The sequence below is a fragment of the Sphingomonas sp. GW821-FHT12D09 genome, from assembly GCF_058807215.1.
Genome location: NZ_JBXAQL010000004.1, coordinates 415,009 through 430,519 on the forward strand (window position 1 = coordinate 415,009; position 15,511 = coordinate 430,519).

Consider the following 15,511-nt stretch of genomic DNA (forward strand, 5'->3'; position numbering starts at 1 on the left):
TTCTGTTCGGATCAAGCGCCGGCGTTCAGCCGATCACCTTGTTGAGCCGCAGCCACAGCTGCTGGTCGAATTCCTTGTCGGGCGCGGTCGCCCCCGTGCGCACCACCACCAGCTTCCTGCTGGGCACGACATAGAGCCGGCGGTTGAACGCCCCCAAGGCGGCGACCATGTCGGCCGGCGCCGCGGCGACCAGCGGGCCTTCCTTGCGGTTGCCCAGCGCGCCCATCATGTACTCGCCGCCGTTCAGCCACCACAGCCGGCCATAGGCAGGGTTGGTCGGCGACCGCTCGAACATCCGCTTGAGGCTGGCTTCGGAGACAACGCGCTTGCCGGAGTTCGACACGCCGTTGTGGAGGATCATCAGCCCGAACAGCGCCGTATCGCGCGGGGTGGTGACCAGCCCGGTGTCGTTGCCGATGCTGGCCAGCGCCGGCGGGCGCTTGCGCCACGCGGTGTTGGCCATGCCCGCCGGCACGGTCAGCCATTCGCTGGTGAGCGTCTCGAGCGGCCGCCTGGCCGCCGCCGCGACGATGCGCTTGCTGATCGCGTAGACCGGCGTGTTGTAGAAGAAGACGCTGCCCGACGGCGCGACATACCCGAACTTCTCGTCCAGCCCCGAGCTCATGTGGAGCACGTCGATCACGCGGATCTTGGCTTCCTGCTCAGGCGATGCCTTGGACCAGCCGGCGCCTATATAGTCAGACACCGGCTTGGTGACGTCGATCAGCCCCTTGTCGATCGCGACCGCGATCAGCACCGAGACGAAGCTCTTCTGCTGCGAGGCGACGTCCTCGAGCAGCGCGCCGTCGCCGGTCTTGCCATAGACGAAGAGCGGGAACTGGCGTTCGCCCTCGGGCGCCGGGAAGTTCTTCTCGACCAGTATCTTGCCGTCCTGGATCACCAGGAAGCCGGTGGTGTTCTGGTTGCGCAGATAATCGAGCAGGTTGTTCGTCGCCGCGTCGGCTGCCGGGGCGACAGTCGGTGTGCCGGTCCGGGCCGGCGCGGCGGGCGCGATCGTCACGGCGGCGATGGCCGCGAGCAACAATGCCTTGATGTGCGATCGAGCCTTCATCCTCATCTCCTGTTCGCGGCGCGTTTTCTTATCGGGGGTGCAGGGGCGGGAAGCGGCGCATCGACACGGACGCGGGGGCCGCGCGCGAGCATGATCCGCGCGACTTCGCCCTGCATGAAATAAAGTATCTCGCGCGCAGCCTGGCTCGCCTTGTCGGCATCGCGCTCGACCAAAGCGGCGCGCACCTTGCGCCAATGCTCATAGGGGCCGGGGCCGTTGGCGTTGAGCGCGAGTGCTGCATAGGAGAAGTGGAAGCGCGTCTTGCGGCGCACCGCCTCGATCATCTTCTGCGCATCGGGGCTGGCGGACTCGGCCATCTCGCTGAAGATCTCCTCGGAGACCTGGATGATCTGTTCCGCCGGCACGCCGCTCGCCGCATCGCTCAGCATCCGGTCGATATTGACCAGCATGTGGCGGATCGCCGTGTCGGTGCCGCGCAGGCAGGCGAAGCGCGCCGCCAGGCCATAGAGCGCGGCGCGCACCTCATAGAGGTCGAACACTTCCTCGACGGTGGTCGAGGAGACGCGGGCGCCGCGATTCTCCTCGAGCTCGATCAGCCCGTCATCGGCGAGCGTGCGCAGCGCGCGGCGGACGATCGAGCGCCCGACTCCGAATTCGCTGCACAGCCGCGCCTCGCGCAGCCATTCGCCGGGGGCAAGCTCGCTCTTCTGGATCTGCAGCCGCAGCGCATGCGCGAGATCGTCGGCGGTCGGCGAAGGGCCGGCCATGGCCGTTTCCCCTGCGTCTCCGCCATGCAGATCCTCTGCTGATTCCTGATTGTCGCTCAAAGCCTTGCCCTCTCACGGAATGGATGCACCTGTGTCGATGCTACCAGCCCTGCACGACCATTTCTATTGTGGCGGCTGGCTGGGAGCAAGGGATTTGTCGCACCATAAAACAAAGATTGTCGTACAATCTGTTGACACAATGCCCCGTTCGACGGATGAAAAGGGCAGGCGCCGCAAAAATGCGCGCCATGGGAGGATGCATGCGAGATTTTCTTGCCACTACGGCAACCCTTGCGCTCGTCGTCGCGACGCCGGCCCTGGCGCAGACCACGACCGCCACTTCCGATAGCGCCGAGAGTGCGCCTGCCCCGCAGGATGCCCCGGCCGCCGCCGACGCAAAGCGTAGCCAGGACGACATTGTCGTCACTGCGCGCCGCCGCGAGGAGAGCATCCGCGACGTGCCGGGCACGATCAACGCCGTGACTGCCGACCAGCTCGAATCAAAGGGTCCGGTCGCGGGCAGCGGCGATCTGCTCAGCACCACGCCCGGCGTGCGCTTCAACGACGTCGCCAGCGAGAACCTTGCCGAGGTCTCGATCCGCGGATCGGGCACGGCGCGTGCCACCGGCGCGGATTCGGGCGTCGGCCTGTTCGTCAACGGCGCCTATGTCGGCAGCTCGACGCTGGGCGGGCGCAATTTCAAGACGCTCGACTATTTCGACATCGAGCGCGTCGAATCGCTCCAGGGGCCGCAGGGCGCGCTCTATGGCCGCAACTCCGAGTTCGGCGTGGTCAACATCGTGCTGGCCAAGCCCAAGTTCGAAAGCTCGGGCTATGCGCGCGACATGTACACTTTCGGGCTGAACCAGAACCGGTTCTCCGCAGTGGTCAACGAGCCGCTCAGCGACCAGGTCGCGATCCGCGTCGGCGGCGAGATCTATGCCCAGAGCGGCGGCTTCTATTCCAACCCCAACCGCGATGCCTATTACGACCGCACCCGCGGCTGGAACGGCCGTGCGCAGCTGCGCTACCGTTCGGGCGATCTCGACGTGAACCTGCTCGTCGACGGACAGGACCTGAAGCTGCCCAGCTTCGTCAACAGCCTGACCATCGCGCCGGGCACCAATGCCGCGGTGCCGCTGGGCTATTACCAGTCGCGCTACGTCCTGCCGCATGACGGCAAGGACAGTTTGCAGCAGAAGGTCGGGCGGGTGATGCTGAACGCCAGCTACGACCTTGGCTGGGCCAAGCTCGAATCGACGACGATGGCGACGCGCTGGCGCTCCAGCCAGTTCTACGGCGCGGCGATCGACTTCGCGACGCTCCAGTCGATGCGCCGGCAAGGCGAGCTCGGCATCTATCCCTTCACCCAGGTCCACACCAATGTGGTCGATCGCACGCTCTACCAGGACCTCCACCTCACCGGGACGAGCGGCAATCTGAACTGGATCGTCGGCGGCGAAGGCCTGTACCAGAACGACGATTACCGGCTGGCGATCAACTCCTCGCCCTGCGCCTTCACGCTGGTCACCCAGAGCGTCTGCACGGGCACGCCGACCGACAGGGTCTGCCTCAAGCCGCTGCCGACCTCGGCCAACTGCCCGGCGGTGCCGGCAGGAATCTACGGCACCGACAGCAACACCAGGCAGCGCATCTATTCGATGGCGGCCTATGCCTCGCTGACCTACCAGCTCGGCAACTTCTCGCTGGCCGGCGAGGCGCGCATCTCGCACGATTACAAGACGGCGACGCAGTTCATCTACGCGCTCTACACCACCAACTATACGCGCCAGCCGACGACCTTCGTGTTCAAGTCCGAGCAGCCGGCGTTCACCGCGACCGCGAGCTACAAGATCCCGGGGCCGACGGGCACCCTGCTCTACGCCAAGGTCGGCACCGGCTACCGCGCGGGCGGCGTCAACAACGGCTCGCTCAATGCGAGCGCCCCCAATCCCTTCCAGTTCACCTATGGCAACGAAACCACCATCGGCTACGAAGCCGGCGTGAAGTCGACCGTCACGCGCGGCGTCTTCGTGCGGCTCGCGGGCTATCTGCAGCGCACCAAGGATGCGATCACCAGCATCAATGACGGCTGCACGCTCACCAATGCCTGCGGCGCGGCGGGGCAGCAGTTCAACCTCAATGGCGGCACGATCGAATCCAAGGGGATCGAGGCGGCGCTCGACGGGCGCTGGAAGCTGGCCGGCGGCACTTTCTCGCTCGGCCTGAACGCTGCCACCCAGCGCGCGCATTTCGTCAAGATCCCGGCCGGGGTGACCGGCCTGCCGACGCTCGACAGCTCGGTCGCCCAGATCCCCGACTGGACGATGTCGGCGAGCGTCGATTACCGCCATCCGATCGGCGAAAAGGCCAACGCCTTCATCAACTTCAACTATCAGGGCCAGCGCGGCGGCATCCAGGACACGGTGACCGCAGCGACTCCCGCCATTCCGATGACCGATTTCGATCTGTTCGGCGCGCGGGCGGGCCTCAACCTCAACAAGATCCAGATCGCGGCGTTCGTGCGCAACATCACCGATCGCCAGATCCAGGTGCTGAAGTTCATGTCGGCGGGCTATCCGCTCTCGGTGCGCTACAACAAGCCGCGCACCATCGGCGTGAGCATGTCCACCCGCTGGTAAACTCCGGGGCGGTTCTTCCATCTCCGCCTTCACCTACCTGCCGGCTCCCCTGTTTAGAGGAGCCGGCAGCCTTTATCCCCAGCGCATCGGGAGGGCCGGTCCTTGGCTACGCAACAATCGTCCGGCAAGGCGCCGAGCCTGAAGATCGCGGCAATGGCCTCCGCCGGCGCGGCGATCGAATGGTATGATTTCTTCATCTACGGCACCGCCGCCGCTTTGGTCTTCCCCAAGCTGTTCTTCCCCGCCGACATGCCGCTGTTCGTCGCCCAGATCGCCGCGTTCAGCACCTTTGCCGTCGGCTTCATCGCCCGCCCGATCGGCGGCATGGTCTTCGGCCATTTCGGCGATCTCCACGGCCGGAAGAAGGCGCTGGTCGCGGCGATGTTCATCATGGGCGCGGCGACCACGCTGATCGGCCTGCTGCCCACCTATGCGACCGCGGGCGTGCTCGCGCCGCTGATGCTGGTCGTGCTGCGCTTCCTCCAGGGGCTTGCGGTGGGCGGCCAATGGGGCGGGGCGGCGCTGATGGCGATCGAGAGCGCACCGCCGAACCGCCAGGGCTTCTACGGCAGCTTCGTCCAGGTCGGCGTGCCGCTGGGCGTGGTGCTCGCCAATACCGTGTTCCTGATCGCCAGCACGCTGATCGATGCCGAGAGCTTCGCCGCCTGGGGCTGGCGGATCGGCTTCCTGCTCAGCATCTCGCTGATCTTCGTCGGCATCGTCATGCACCGCACCGTCGCCGAGCCGGAGCCCGCGGGCGCGGCGCCCGCCAAGGAGGAGGCGGCCAGGTCGCCGCTGTGGACGGTGCTGCGCGAGCATGGCGACCAGGTGCTGCTCGCCGGCGGTGCGTTCATCGCCAACAATGTCTGCTTCTACATCGCGATCACCTATGCGGTGGCGTACGGCACCACCACGATCGGCATCGAGCGCGAGACGATGCTGTTCGCCGTGATGATCGGCAGCCTGGCGATGATGCCCGCGCTGATTCTGTGCGGCGCATTGTCGGACCGGTTCGGCCGCAAGCCGATCTTCGTCTTCGGCGCGATCTTCTCCGCGATCTGGGCCTTCGCCGTCTTCCCGCTGATCAACAGCGGCGCGCCCGTCGCCGTCACGCTGGCGATCACCATCGCCTTGTTCTTCGTCAGCATGATGTACGGCCCCCAGGCCGCCCTGTTCGCCGAGCTCTTCCCCAAGGAAGTGCGCTATTCGGGCGCCTCGCTCGGCTATCAGATCGGTACCGTCGCCGGCGGCGGCTTCGCCCCGATCGTCGCGACTGCGCTGTTCGCGCATTACGGCACCAGCGCGCCGATCTCGGTCTATCTCGCCGCGACCTGCGTGATATCCTTGGTCTGCGTGCTGTTGCTCGGGAGAAAGCGGAATGCCTAGTCGGCGAGGATTCCTGGCAGGCGGCGCCGCACTGCCGGCGACCGCAGCGATGGCCAAGGTCCCGGAGGACCTGGCCGCGAAGGTCGCCGCCGATCTCGCCAGATATATCGGCTTCGGCAGCAAGCAGGCCGGCGGCGCGGGCGACACTGCCTGTGGTGCCTGGCTCACCGCCGAACTCGAAACGCTCGGCTTCAAGGTCGAGCAGCAGCCGGTCTCCGTCCCCTATTTCGTGCCCCGGCAATGCGAACTGCGCAGCGGCCAGGCGCAGGCGGCGGTGTGGCCCCAGCCGATCGTCATGCCCACCGGTCCCGAGGGCATCACCGCCCCGCTGGTGCGCGTCGATGCCGGCGGCCGGGCGGAAGGCCCGCTCACCGGCGCGATCGCCCTGATCGACTTGCCCCATGGCCGCTGGTCGACCGCGCTCTCCAAGCCGATCCACGACCCGATCGCCGCGGCCTTCGCAGCCGGCGCCAAGGCCGTCGTCGCGATCACCAATGGCCCGACGGGCAAGGTGATCGCGCTCAACGCCGATGGCCGCAAGCCGATGTTCACCGGCCCGGTCGCGCTGCTCGCCCCCGCCGATGCCGGCCCCTTCCTCGCCGCGGCGATTCCGGGCGACCGCGCGACGCTGACCCTCGCCGGCGAGAATGGCCGCCGCCCCGCGTCCAACTTCATCGGCCGCCTCGATCGCGGCAAGCAGAAGTGGCTGGCGATCTCGACCCCCCGCTCCGGCTGGTACGGTTGCGCCGGCGAGCGCGGCGGCGGCATCGCCGCCTGGCTGTGGCTGGCGCGCTGGGCGAGCAAGGCGGTGACCGGCTACAACCTCGCCTTCATCTGCAACACCGGCCACGAATATGAAAATCTCGGCGCCGCCGAAGCGCTCAAGGCAACCGCGCCCAGGCCGGCGGACACGCATTTCTGGCTGCACCTCGGCGCCAATGTCGCCTCGCAGGACTGGCACGACATCACCGGCCAGGTGCTGCCGAGCGTCGATACCCAGCGCTATCTCTCGGTAACCCCCGACCTGCTGCCGCTGGCCCGCGAGATCTTCGCCGGGCTTCCGGCGCTCGAGGCACCCTATTCGAGCGCGACCATCTCGGCCGGCGAGCAGATCGAGATCCTCGCCGCGGGCTATCCGAGCGTCGCGGCGGTGTTCGGCATCCACCGCCACCACCATGTCGCCAGCGACGATGCACGCTGCGTGTCGGCGGCGAATGTCGCCCGGACGGCGCAGGCATTCCAGCACCTGATCGAGCGCGCCGCTCGAACCTAGTCCATCCCGAACGTCCAGGCATGGCCGAACTGGATGTAGAAGACGAAGCCGCCGGGCCCATAGGCGAAGTCGAGCCCGGCATCGAGGCCGAGCTTGCGCGCGATCCGGTAGCGGAAGCCCGCGCCGCCGGCGAAGATCGCGCCGCTGTCCTTGTAGACGCGCCGGTCGCCGCCATCGGTGGCGCCGACGCCCCCGAACGCCAGCAGCGACCAGCGCGGGTTCAGCTGCCAGGTCAGCTCCAGCTCGGAGCTCGCCATGTTCATCCCCTGGTAGCGCCCCGCCTGCACGCCGCGCAGGTCGATCGACGGCGCGAAATAGGCCGGGAAGTCGCCGCGTATGCCCTTCATCTCGAGCTTCTGGCCGATGCGCCATTTGGGTCCCAGCCGGTCGAACGAATAGCTCTCGATCGTGAACAGCGTATAGTCGCGGTCGCTGCCGAAGGCGCCGCGATTGAATTTGGCTTCCATATAGGCGTTGGTGCCGCGCGTCGGCGTGATCGGGTTGTCGCGGTCGTCGAAATGAAAGCCCAGGCCGAGCGCGCCGGTGTGCAGCGTCTTGCTGAAGTCGCCGGCGAACTTGTCGGGCACCTTGTCGCCCAGGTCGAGCTCGGAGCGCAGCTTGCGGAAATCGAACAGCGGGCCCGCGGAGAAGCGCGCATCCTTGAAATGCCACATCGCCGAGCCGATGACCCCATAGTCGTAATGGTTGGTGTATTCGATCCCGTCGGCCGCGAAGCCCGGATAGGTGGTCAGCGTGATCTTCCCCCGGCCGACGCCGATCTTGTAGTTGAGCCGCCCGTCCAGGACATAGCCGCTGCGGAACGCGCCATAGCCATAGGAGCCGTTGCCGGTCTTGAACGCGGCGGCGGCGGTCTTGGTGATATTGCGCGGATTGTCGGGATCCTTGGTCAGGAATGCCAGGGCGACGCCGTACCCGCCATCGACCGCGGGCTCGGTGATGATGATCGGCACCGGCAGGAAGCCGCCCTTGGCGAGCACGTTGGAGAAGTCGAACTTGCCGTCCTCCTCGTCCTTCAGGCGCGCGAACAGGCCCTTGTGGTGCGGCGCTTCGGGTTGCGCCTCGGGCTCGGGCGGCGGCGCTTGCTGCGCACGCACCGGCGCCGCGCAAGCGAGGAGCAATGCCATCGCCAATATGGGTTTTCCGCGCATCGCCTTCCCTTCGCCTGACCTCCCAGCGCTAGGGGAAGGCAACTAGGCCAGCCATCGGGGGCAATCCCGCTTTCGGGCGCCGAGAACCCCGAGACGAAGCGAGGGAACAGCCAGAGCCCGCCGTCGGTTCTGCCGTGCGGAGGTTGGCCATGATGACGGCGCGAAAAGCATTGCTGGCATGCGGCGCGGCCGCGCTGCTCGGTGGCGGATTGGTCGGCATGGGGCTCGGCAATTATGCCCAGTCCGGCGCCTTCGAATTCTACAAGCAGGCGCCCCCGCCGGCGATGCAGAGCGACTTCGCATCGACGGCGGACGATGCGGGCTATTATCCGCTGAGCCGCGCCGCGGCGACGCCCGCCTATCCCGAGAACCCGTCCCCGCCACGCATGACGATCGCGCGCGCCGCCGAGCCCGCGGACTATCGCCCAGTCCCCCGGATTAGAGACGAGGCGCCGCCGGCGATCGAGGAAGCGTCGGTGCCCGACGACCCCGCGCCGGTGATCGCGCCGCAGCGCGGTTCGTGGAGCGCGCCCGAGGAGAGTAGCGCCGCACCCGCCGAAGCGGCGGCCGGGGTGGTGACTTCCTAGCTCGAGGCAATCCTTCGCGACTTGCCCCAATGTTCCCGGCCTGCACCGGGGCACCTATATCGCTTTAGCCGAGCAGCTCGCGCTTGAGCTGCGCGCCCAGCGCCTCTGCTCCACCCCCGACGATCAGATGGAGCCGCTTTCCCGACAGGCTGGCCGAACGCACCACGGCGCTCAGCGCGGCGAGGTCGACAGGACCCGCATCCTCGACATCGATCAGCACGCGCGTTGCATTGGCGGCAACGGCGCGCACCCTCGCCTTGCCGAGCGCAGCGCGGATGCCGCCGGTATCGCCGCTTGCCACAGGCGGTGCCGTCACGGGCGCAGCAACCGGCACCGCAACCCCCGCGCCAACCGCCGCGCGCACTTCTGCCGCAACCTGGTCGGCGATCGGCCCCAGCACCACCTGCAGCCCGCCGCCCTGCAGCTTGACCACGCCGCGCGCGCCCAATGCCTTCAGCCGCGGCTCGTCCGCCTTGCCGATGTCGACCAGCACCAGCCGCAGGCGCGTGGTGCAGGCATCGACCGAGCGGATGTTCGCCGCCCCGCCCAGCGCCAGCGCGATGGCGGTGCCGCGGTCGCCCGCAACCTCCAGCGGAGCCGCATCGGCCTCGATCGGCTCGCGCCCGGGAGTCTTCAGGTTGAACTTGCGGATGCACCAGCTGAAGGTGAAGTAATAGATCGCGGCATAGACCAGCCCGACCGGGATCAGCAGCAGCGGCTTGGTCGCCAGCCCGAAGTTCAGCACATAGTCGAACAGGCCGGCCGAGAAGCCGAAGCCCAGCTTCACGCCGAGCAGGTCCATCACCACCATCGCCACGCCGGTCAGCACCGCGTGGATCAGGTAGAGCACCGGCGCCAGGAAGATGAAGCTGAACTCGATCGGCTCGGTCACGCCGGTGAGCAGCGAGGTCAGTGCCAGCGACAACAGCAAGCCGCCCACCGCCTTGCGCCGCTCGGGCAGCGCATTGCGGTACATCGCCAGGCAGGCAGCAGGCAGGCCGAACATCATCACCGGGAAGAAGCCGGCCATGAACGAGCCCGCGCTCGGGTCGCCCGCGAAGAAGCGCTTGATGTCGCCGGTCGCGCCATGGAAGTCGCCGAGCAGGAACCAGGCGATATTGTTGATGATGTGGTGCAGCCCGGTGATCAGCAGCAGCCGGTTGAGCAGCCCGTAGAGGAACAGGCCGAGCGGGCCGGCGCCGAGTACCCAGCGGCTGAGCGCGTCGATCCCGGTCTCGATCCAGGGAAATCCCAGCCCGAAGGCGGCGGCGAAGACCAGGCCGGCCAGCCCCGAGACGATCGGCACGAAGCGCCGTCCGCCGAAGAAGGACAGGTAATCGGGCAGCTTGATCGCGTGGAAGCGATTGTAGAGCAGCCCCGCGACGATCCCCGAGGAGATGCCGACTGGCACGCTGAGCTTGGAGATTTCCTTGGCCCGCCACGCCGCCTGTTCGAGCGCGCTGGCCGAGACCAGGTCGGTCGGCAGGTGCAGCAGCACCTTGGCGCCTTCGGTCGCGACCAGATAGGTGACTACGCCGGCCAGCGAGGCCGCACCGTGATTCTCCTTGGCGAGCCCGACGGCGACGCCCGCCGCGAACAGCAGGCCGAGGTTCGAGAAGATCGCATCGCCCGCCGCCGCGATGAAGGGGATGTTCAACATGTCCGCCTGGCCAAGCCGCAGCAGCAGCGCCGCGATCGGCAGCACGGCGATCGGCAGCATCAGCGCGCGGCCGAGCGGCTGCGCCTTGGAGAGCAGGGCGGAGGGACTGAAGCTCATGCTTGCGCTTCCATGGCTAGGGCGCGGACTTCCGCCGCGGATTGGGCGTGGCACGCGCGTTCGGCGAGCGCGATGCAGGCAGGCATGTCGAACGCGGCGACCGCGGCCTTGACCGCCGGCACCTGCGCCGGCGTCGCGCTCAATTCGGTGATGCCAAGCCCGATCAGGATCGGCGCGGCGAGCGGATCGGACGCGAGCCCGCCGCACATGCCGGCCCAGCGGCCCGCCTCGGCAGCGCCCTTGCCGACTTCGCGCACCAGGCGAAGCACTGCCGGGTGCATCGCGTCGATCCGCGATGAGACCGACGCGTTCCCGCGATCGGCGGCGAGCGTGTACTGGGTCAGGTCGTTGGTGCCGATCGACAGGAAGTCGGCTTCCCTGGCGATCTGCCCGGCGAGCAATGCGGCGGCGGGCGTCTCGATCATCACGCCGAGCGGGATGACATCGGTGATGCCAAGCTCGGCGCGCACTTCGTCCAGAAGCGCACGGACCGGACGATAGTCGCCCAGGTCAGCGACCATCGGCAGCATGATCCTGCACTGCGCCGCCGGCACCGCGCGGAGGATCGCGCGCAGCTGGATGCGCATCAGGTCGGGCCGCGCCAGCGTCAGCCGCACGCCGCGCAGGCCGAGCGCCGGATTCTCCTCCGCGTCCATCGGCAGATAGGGCACCGGCTTGTCGCCGCCGATATCGAGCGTGCGGACGATCAGCGGGCGCTCGCCCAGCGTCGCGGCGATCGCCGAATAGGTCTCGCGCTGCTCCTCCTCGGTGGGCGCGGTCTCGCGCTCGAGGAACAGGAACTCGGTGCGCAGCAGCCCGCAGCCTTCGGCGCCGGCACTCACCGCGGCGGCGGCATCGCGCACCGAGCCGAGATTGGCGAAGACGTGGATGCGCACTCCGTCCGCAGTGTGCGCCGATAGTTGCGCGGCGGCCAATTGGCGGGCGCGGCGCTCGCGCTGGGCGGAAAGGCGGGTGCTGGCGTCGGCCAGCGCATCGGCATCGGGATCGACGCTCAGCGTGCCGGCATCGGCATCGAGGATCACCGGGGTGCCGTCTGCGATGGCCAGCACGCCCTCTCCGGCGGCCACCAGCATCGGCACGCCGGCCGAAGCCGCGAGGATCGCGACATGTGAGGTCGGACCGCCCTGCGCTGTGGCGATCCCGGCAAGGCGCGCCGTGTCGAGGCTGAGGAATTGCGAGGGCAGCAGATCCTCGGCGAACAGGATCGCGCCCTTGGGCAGCGCGGGCGCGGCTGGCGCGCTGCCGCCCAGCAGCCGCCCGATCACCTGGCGTTCGAGATCGGTGAGATCGGCGATCCGCTCGATCAGCAGCGCATCCCCCGTGGCGTGCAATGCCCCGGCGGCCTGCGCCGTGGCGGCGCGCCAGGCGAACCCGGCGCTGCGTCCTTCGGCGAGGTGGCGCGCGGCAGTGGCGGCAAGCTCGGGATCGGCGAGCAGCGCACGGTGCGCCTCGGCGATCTCGGCGGCGGTGCCATGCGCGCCGTCCAGGCTCGCGGCGGTGTCGGCAAGCGCCTTGGACAGCGCAGCCTGCTCGGCAGCGACACCGGCGCCGTCGGCCGGCACGTCGAGATCGGCGCTGCGCAGCTGGAAGGCCTGGCCGATGGCGAGGCCGGGCGCGGCGCGGACCGGGCCTATGCTGGTTGCGGACACTCTGGGCGCGGATGCGTGCGCGGTCTCGTGGAAATTGGCGAGGATCAGTTCGGCGACGGCGTCGACCGCGGCCTGGGCGTCGCCGCCCCGCGCGACGATGCGCACCTCGTCGTCCTTGCCCGCGCCCAGCCCCAGCAGCGCGATCGTGCTGCGCGCGTTGGCGCTACGATCGGCGGCGTGAATGGCCACGTCGGCAAGAAACGGCTTGAGCGCCGCGGCGATGCGCGCCGCCGGCCGGGCATGGATGCCATTGGCCGCCGTGACCCTTACGCGCCGCTCTGCGCCAACATCCGAGGCCATAGCGTCCACTGTTGCAACATCCGCACGCGAAACCCGCCCGACGACCGCTCCGGCCGCGACCGTTCGGCCCAAGGGTTCAAGCCCGAGCGCGTAACCTTCGCTAGCAATGATGACCGGAGTGATCAGAGCCTTGGCCTCGGTGGCAATGGCATCGAGGTCGAAGGCGATCAGCACGTCCCCGGCCTGCACCCGGTCCCCCGCGGCCACCTTGGCCTCGAAGCCCCTGCCCCCCAGCGCCACCGTCTCCAGCCCGATATGCAGCAACAGCTCGGCACCATTGCCCAGCCGCAGCGTCACTGCATGCGCGCTTTCCGGCACGTTGATCACCTCGCCGGCGGCCGGCGCGCGCAGCACGCCTTCGGTCGGGTCGATCGCGAAGCCGTCCCCCATCATCCGCTCGGCGAACACCGCGTCGGGCACGTCTTCCAGGGGTGCCAGCCAGCCCGCGAATGGGGCGACCAGCGGTATCGTATCGCTCAAGGGACCAGCTCCACCGACTCCAGCGCCCACATCGGATTCACGCCATTGGCGGCGTAATCGATGCAGATATCCTCATTACCCTGCCTGAGCGGCAGCGGCGCGAGCAGGCGGGTCAGCCCCGGATTGCCCACTGCCGAGGCCAGCGGCAGCGTCGCCAGGATCGGGCCCTTGCAGGTGCCGGCATGGACCCGGAACTCGCCTGCGGGCGTGGCCGCCGGGGGAATCTTCACATGGTCGATGTCCTTGCCCAGCTGGAAGTTGAACGGGATCTGCCCGACGGTGAGCGCCACCGCCTTCCCCCCGCCCGTGGGGGCGTCGTTCCACTGCCAGCAGGGCTGGAAGATATCGACCAGGAAGGTCGCGCGCGGACCCGCCGCGGGATAATCGTCCTCGATCCCCAGCACGACCTTGCCGGCGCAGGTCTTGATGTCCTCGTCGGTGCGGGTGCGCACCGCGCGGCCGTCGATCGTCCGGTCGATCGCGGCGCTCACGCTGCTCCCTTCGAGGAAGCTCGCGGCGCGCAGGCGCGTCGGCAGCCGCAAGTCGAGCGGCGCCGAATAGAGCGGCGAGCGAGCCGTCACCGGCGTGCCGTCGGTCGTGTAGCGCATCGGCAGGCCCGACTGGTTCTCCAGCGCCACGGACACGGTCTTGGCGCCGGCGCGATAGTCGAGCTTGGGATGCACTTCGAACGCGCTGGTCGCGGCGTTGAGACCGAGCGGCTTCATCCGCTCCAGCTGCGGTACCAGCCGCTGGACGAACTCGTCATAGTTGCGCCCTTCCGGCTTCGACCAGCCGATCTCGGCGATCGCATTGCCGCGCGGGAACATCGCCCAGGCGGCCCGCGCATCGGTGCGCATGCGCTCGGACCAGAGATTGCCCTGGACGCCAAGCACGTGATGCTGCTGCTCGGCCGGAATCTGGTCGACCGGATCATAGCCATAGACTTGGCGAAGATCGATCAGCGTGCCGCGCGCCGGCGGCTCGTTCGGGCCCCAGCCCTGGCGGTTGTCGAGATAGAGGATCGGCGACGGGCTCATCACTGCGTCATGGCCCTTCTTCGCCGCCTCGATCCCGCCCTTGATCCCGCGCCACGACGTGACGGTCGCATCGGCGGGCATGTCGTCGCCTTCCAGGATCTCGTCCCAGCCGATCAGCTTGCGGTCGTGGGCCTGGAGATAGGTGGCGATGCGGTGGATGAACCATGCCTGGAGCGCCGTCTCATCCTTCAGGCCGAGCGCCTTGATCTTCGCCTGGATGACCGGCGACGCCTTCCACTGGTCCTTGGTCGCCTCGTCGCCGCCGACATGGATATACTTGGACGGGAACAGCGCCATCACTTCGCCGAGCACGTCCTCGAGGAAGCCGAAGGTCTTGTCGTCGACATTGTAGAGCCAGGGAAAGATGCCCGCGTCGCTCTCGATCCCCACCGGCACCGGTGAGGCGCTGGCGAGCTCGGGATAGGCGCGGATCGCGGCGAAGGCGTGGCCCGGCATCTCGATCTCGGGGACGACGGTGATGCCGCGCTTGGCGGCATAGGCGACGATCTCGCCGATCTCGGCCTGGGTGTAGAAACCGCCCATCTTGGGCAATTTCGGCGCGCCGGGCGCCACCGCCGGAGTGCGCCAGCCCGAGACGCTGGTCAGCTTGGGGTATTTCTTGATCTCGATCCGCCAGCCCTGGTCGTCGACCAGGTGCCAGTGGAGCGTGTTGAGCTTGTTGACCGCCATCCAGTCGATCAGCTGGCGGACATAGGCGGGCGAGCGGAAGTTGCGCGCGACGTCGAGCATCAGCCCGCGCCAGCCGAAGCGCGGCGCGTCGTTGATGGCAAGGCCGGGGATCGTCACCGCGCCGGTGCCGCTCGCCTGGGTCGCGGCCTGCCACAAGGTGACCGCGCCGTAGAGCAGCCCGGCATCGTCGCCCGCCGTGATCGTCGCGCCGGTCGCGCCGATCTCCAGCCGATAGCTCTCGGCCTTGCCGGTGGCGCCGCGCACGAAGCGGATGGCGGCATGCGGCGAAGTGGCGGCGGTGCGCAGCGCGAGCCCGCGCGAAAGCTTGAGCAGCTCGATCAACCGTTCCGCCGCAGCGCGTGCGCCGGCATCCCCTGCGGGCACCAGCACCGGCGTCGTCGCAGTGAGCGCAAAATGGCCCGGCGCGGGCTGCATGTCGGCGGGCGCCGGGAGCAGCCGCGGCAATTGCTGCGCGCTGGCGGGAACGGCCGCCAGCAGGGCAGCGGCGGCGAGGAATGCGAGACGGATGGAGATCACGCTGAGGCTCCCGGCTTTGGATCGCGCGAGCTTAGGCGGCTTCCTGGCCCAGGCAATCGCGGCATGCAGTGCAGGCATGCGCTGCAGACAAGAAAAAGGGCAGACAAGAAAAAGGGGCGGCGGCTGGTGCGATTGCTCGTCCATCCGCCGCCCCAGTGCACTA

General features: G+C 68.3%; 10 protein-coding genes. 4 read left to right on the forward strand and 6 right to left on the reverse strand.

Annotated features, from left to right (window positions below):
• Positions 1 to 25 precede the first annotated feature (25 nt).
• Positions 26 to 1,072: a serine hydrolase domain-containing protein gene (locus AC1RPL_RS19260; RefSeq protein ID WP_493071660.1), complete on the reverse strand. Its 1,047-nt coding sequence runs from the start codon at positions 1,070 to 1,072 to the stop codon at positions 26 to 28.
• A gap of 2 nt (positions 1,073 to 1,074) precedes the next feature.
• Entirely contained in the window at positions 1,075 to 1,800 is a 726-nt protein-coding gene (locus tag AC1RPL_RS19265; RefSeq protein ID WP_493071662.1) for a GntR family transcriptional regulator, read from the reverse strand.
• 260 nt (positions 1,801 to 2,060) lie between these two features.
• Between AC1RPL_RS19265 and AC1RPL_RS19270 the strand changes: the two genes are divergently transcribed.
• The 3 genes from AC1RPL_RS19270 to AC1RPL_RS19280 all read left to right on the forward strand — a co-directional run bounded on the left by AC1RPL_RS19270 (position 2,061) and on the right by AC1RPL_RS19280 (position 7,101).
• Positions 2,061 to 4,442 (forward strand): TonB-dependent receptor, encoded by a 2,382-nt coding sequence (locus AC1RPL_RS19270; protein ID WP_493071664.1) that lies wholly within the window; start codon positions 2,061 to 2,063, stop codon positions 4,440 to 4,442.
• Positions 4,443 to 4,544: 102 nt separating this feature from the next.
• Positions 4,545 to 5,828, forward strand: a complete 1,284-nt coding sequence (locus AC1RPL_RS19275; RefSeq protein WP_493071666.1) for an MFS transporter — start codon at positions 4,545 to 4,547, stop codon at positions 5,826 to 5,828.
• A gap of 49 nt (positions 5,829 to 5,877) precedes the next feature.
• A complete protein-coding gene (locus AC1RPL_RS19280; protein ID WP_493071668.1) occupies positions 5,878 to 7,101 on the forward strand; it encodes a hypothetical protein in 1,224 nt (407 codons plus the stop codon).
• On the opposite strand, the gene AC1RPL_RS19285 is transcribed toward AC1RPL_RS19280, so the two are convergent.
• A complete protein-coding gene (locus AC1RPL_RS19285; RefSeq protein ID WP_493071670.1) occupies positions 7,098 to 8,270 on the reverse strand; it encodes a hypothetical protein in 1,173 nt (390 codons plus the stop codon). The two genes, AC1RPL_RS19280 and AC1RPL_RS19285, sit on opposite strands and share 4 nt — an antisense overlap.
• Before the next feature lie 152 nt (positions 8,271 to 8,422).
• Between AC1RPL_RS19285 and AC1RPL_RS19290 the strand changes: the two genes are divergently transcribed.
• Entirely contained in the window at positions 8,423 to 8,857 is a 435-nt protein-coding gene (locus tag AC1RPL_RS19290; protein WP_493071672.1) for a hypothetical protein, read from the forward strand.
• 64 nt (positions 8,858 to 8,921) lie between these two features.
• On the opposite strand, the gene nagE is transcribed toward AC1RPL_RS19290, so the two are convergent.
• From nagE to AC1RPL_RS19305, 3 genes are read right to left on the reverse strand one after another with little or no spacing between them, the layout of a single operon-like run.
• On the reverse strand, positions 8,922 to 10,634 hold the full coding sequence (gene nagE / locus AC1RPL_RS19295; protein ID WP_493071673.1) for an N-acetylglucosamine-specific PTS transporter subunit IIBC: 1,713 nt from the start codon (positions 10,632 to 10,634) through the stop codon (positions 8,922 to 8,924).
• A complete protein-coding gene (gene ptsP / locus AC1RPL_RS19300; protein WP_493071674.1) occupies positions 10,631 to 13,084 on the reverse strand; it encodes a phosphoenolpyruvate--protein phosphotransferase in 2,454 nt (817 codons plus the stop codon). The genes nagE and ptsP overlap by 4 nt, the downstream gene beginning before the upstream one ends.
• Positions 13,081 to 15,348, reverse strand: coding sequence for a beta-N-acetylhexosaminidase (locus AC1RPL_RS19305; protein WP_493071676.1), 2,268 nt, complete (start codon positions 15,346 to 15,348; stop codon positions 13,081 to 13,083). The genes ptsP and AC1RPL_RS19305 overlap by 4 nt, the downstream gene beginning before the upstream one ends.
• Positions 15,349 to 15,511: the final 163 nt, after the last annotated feature.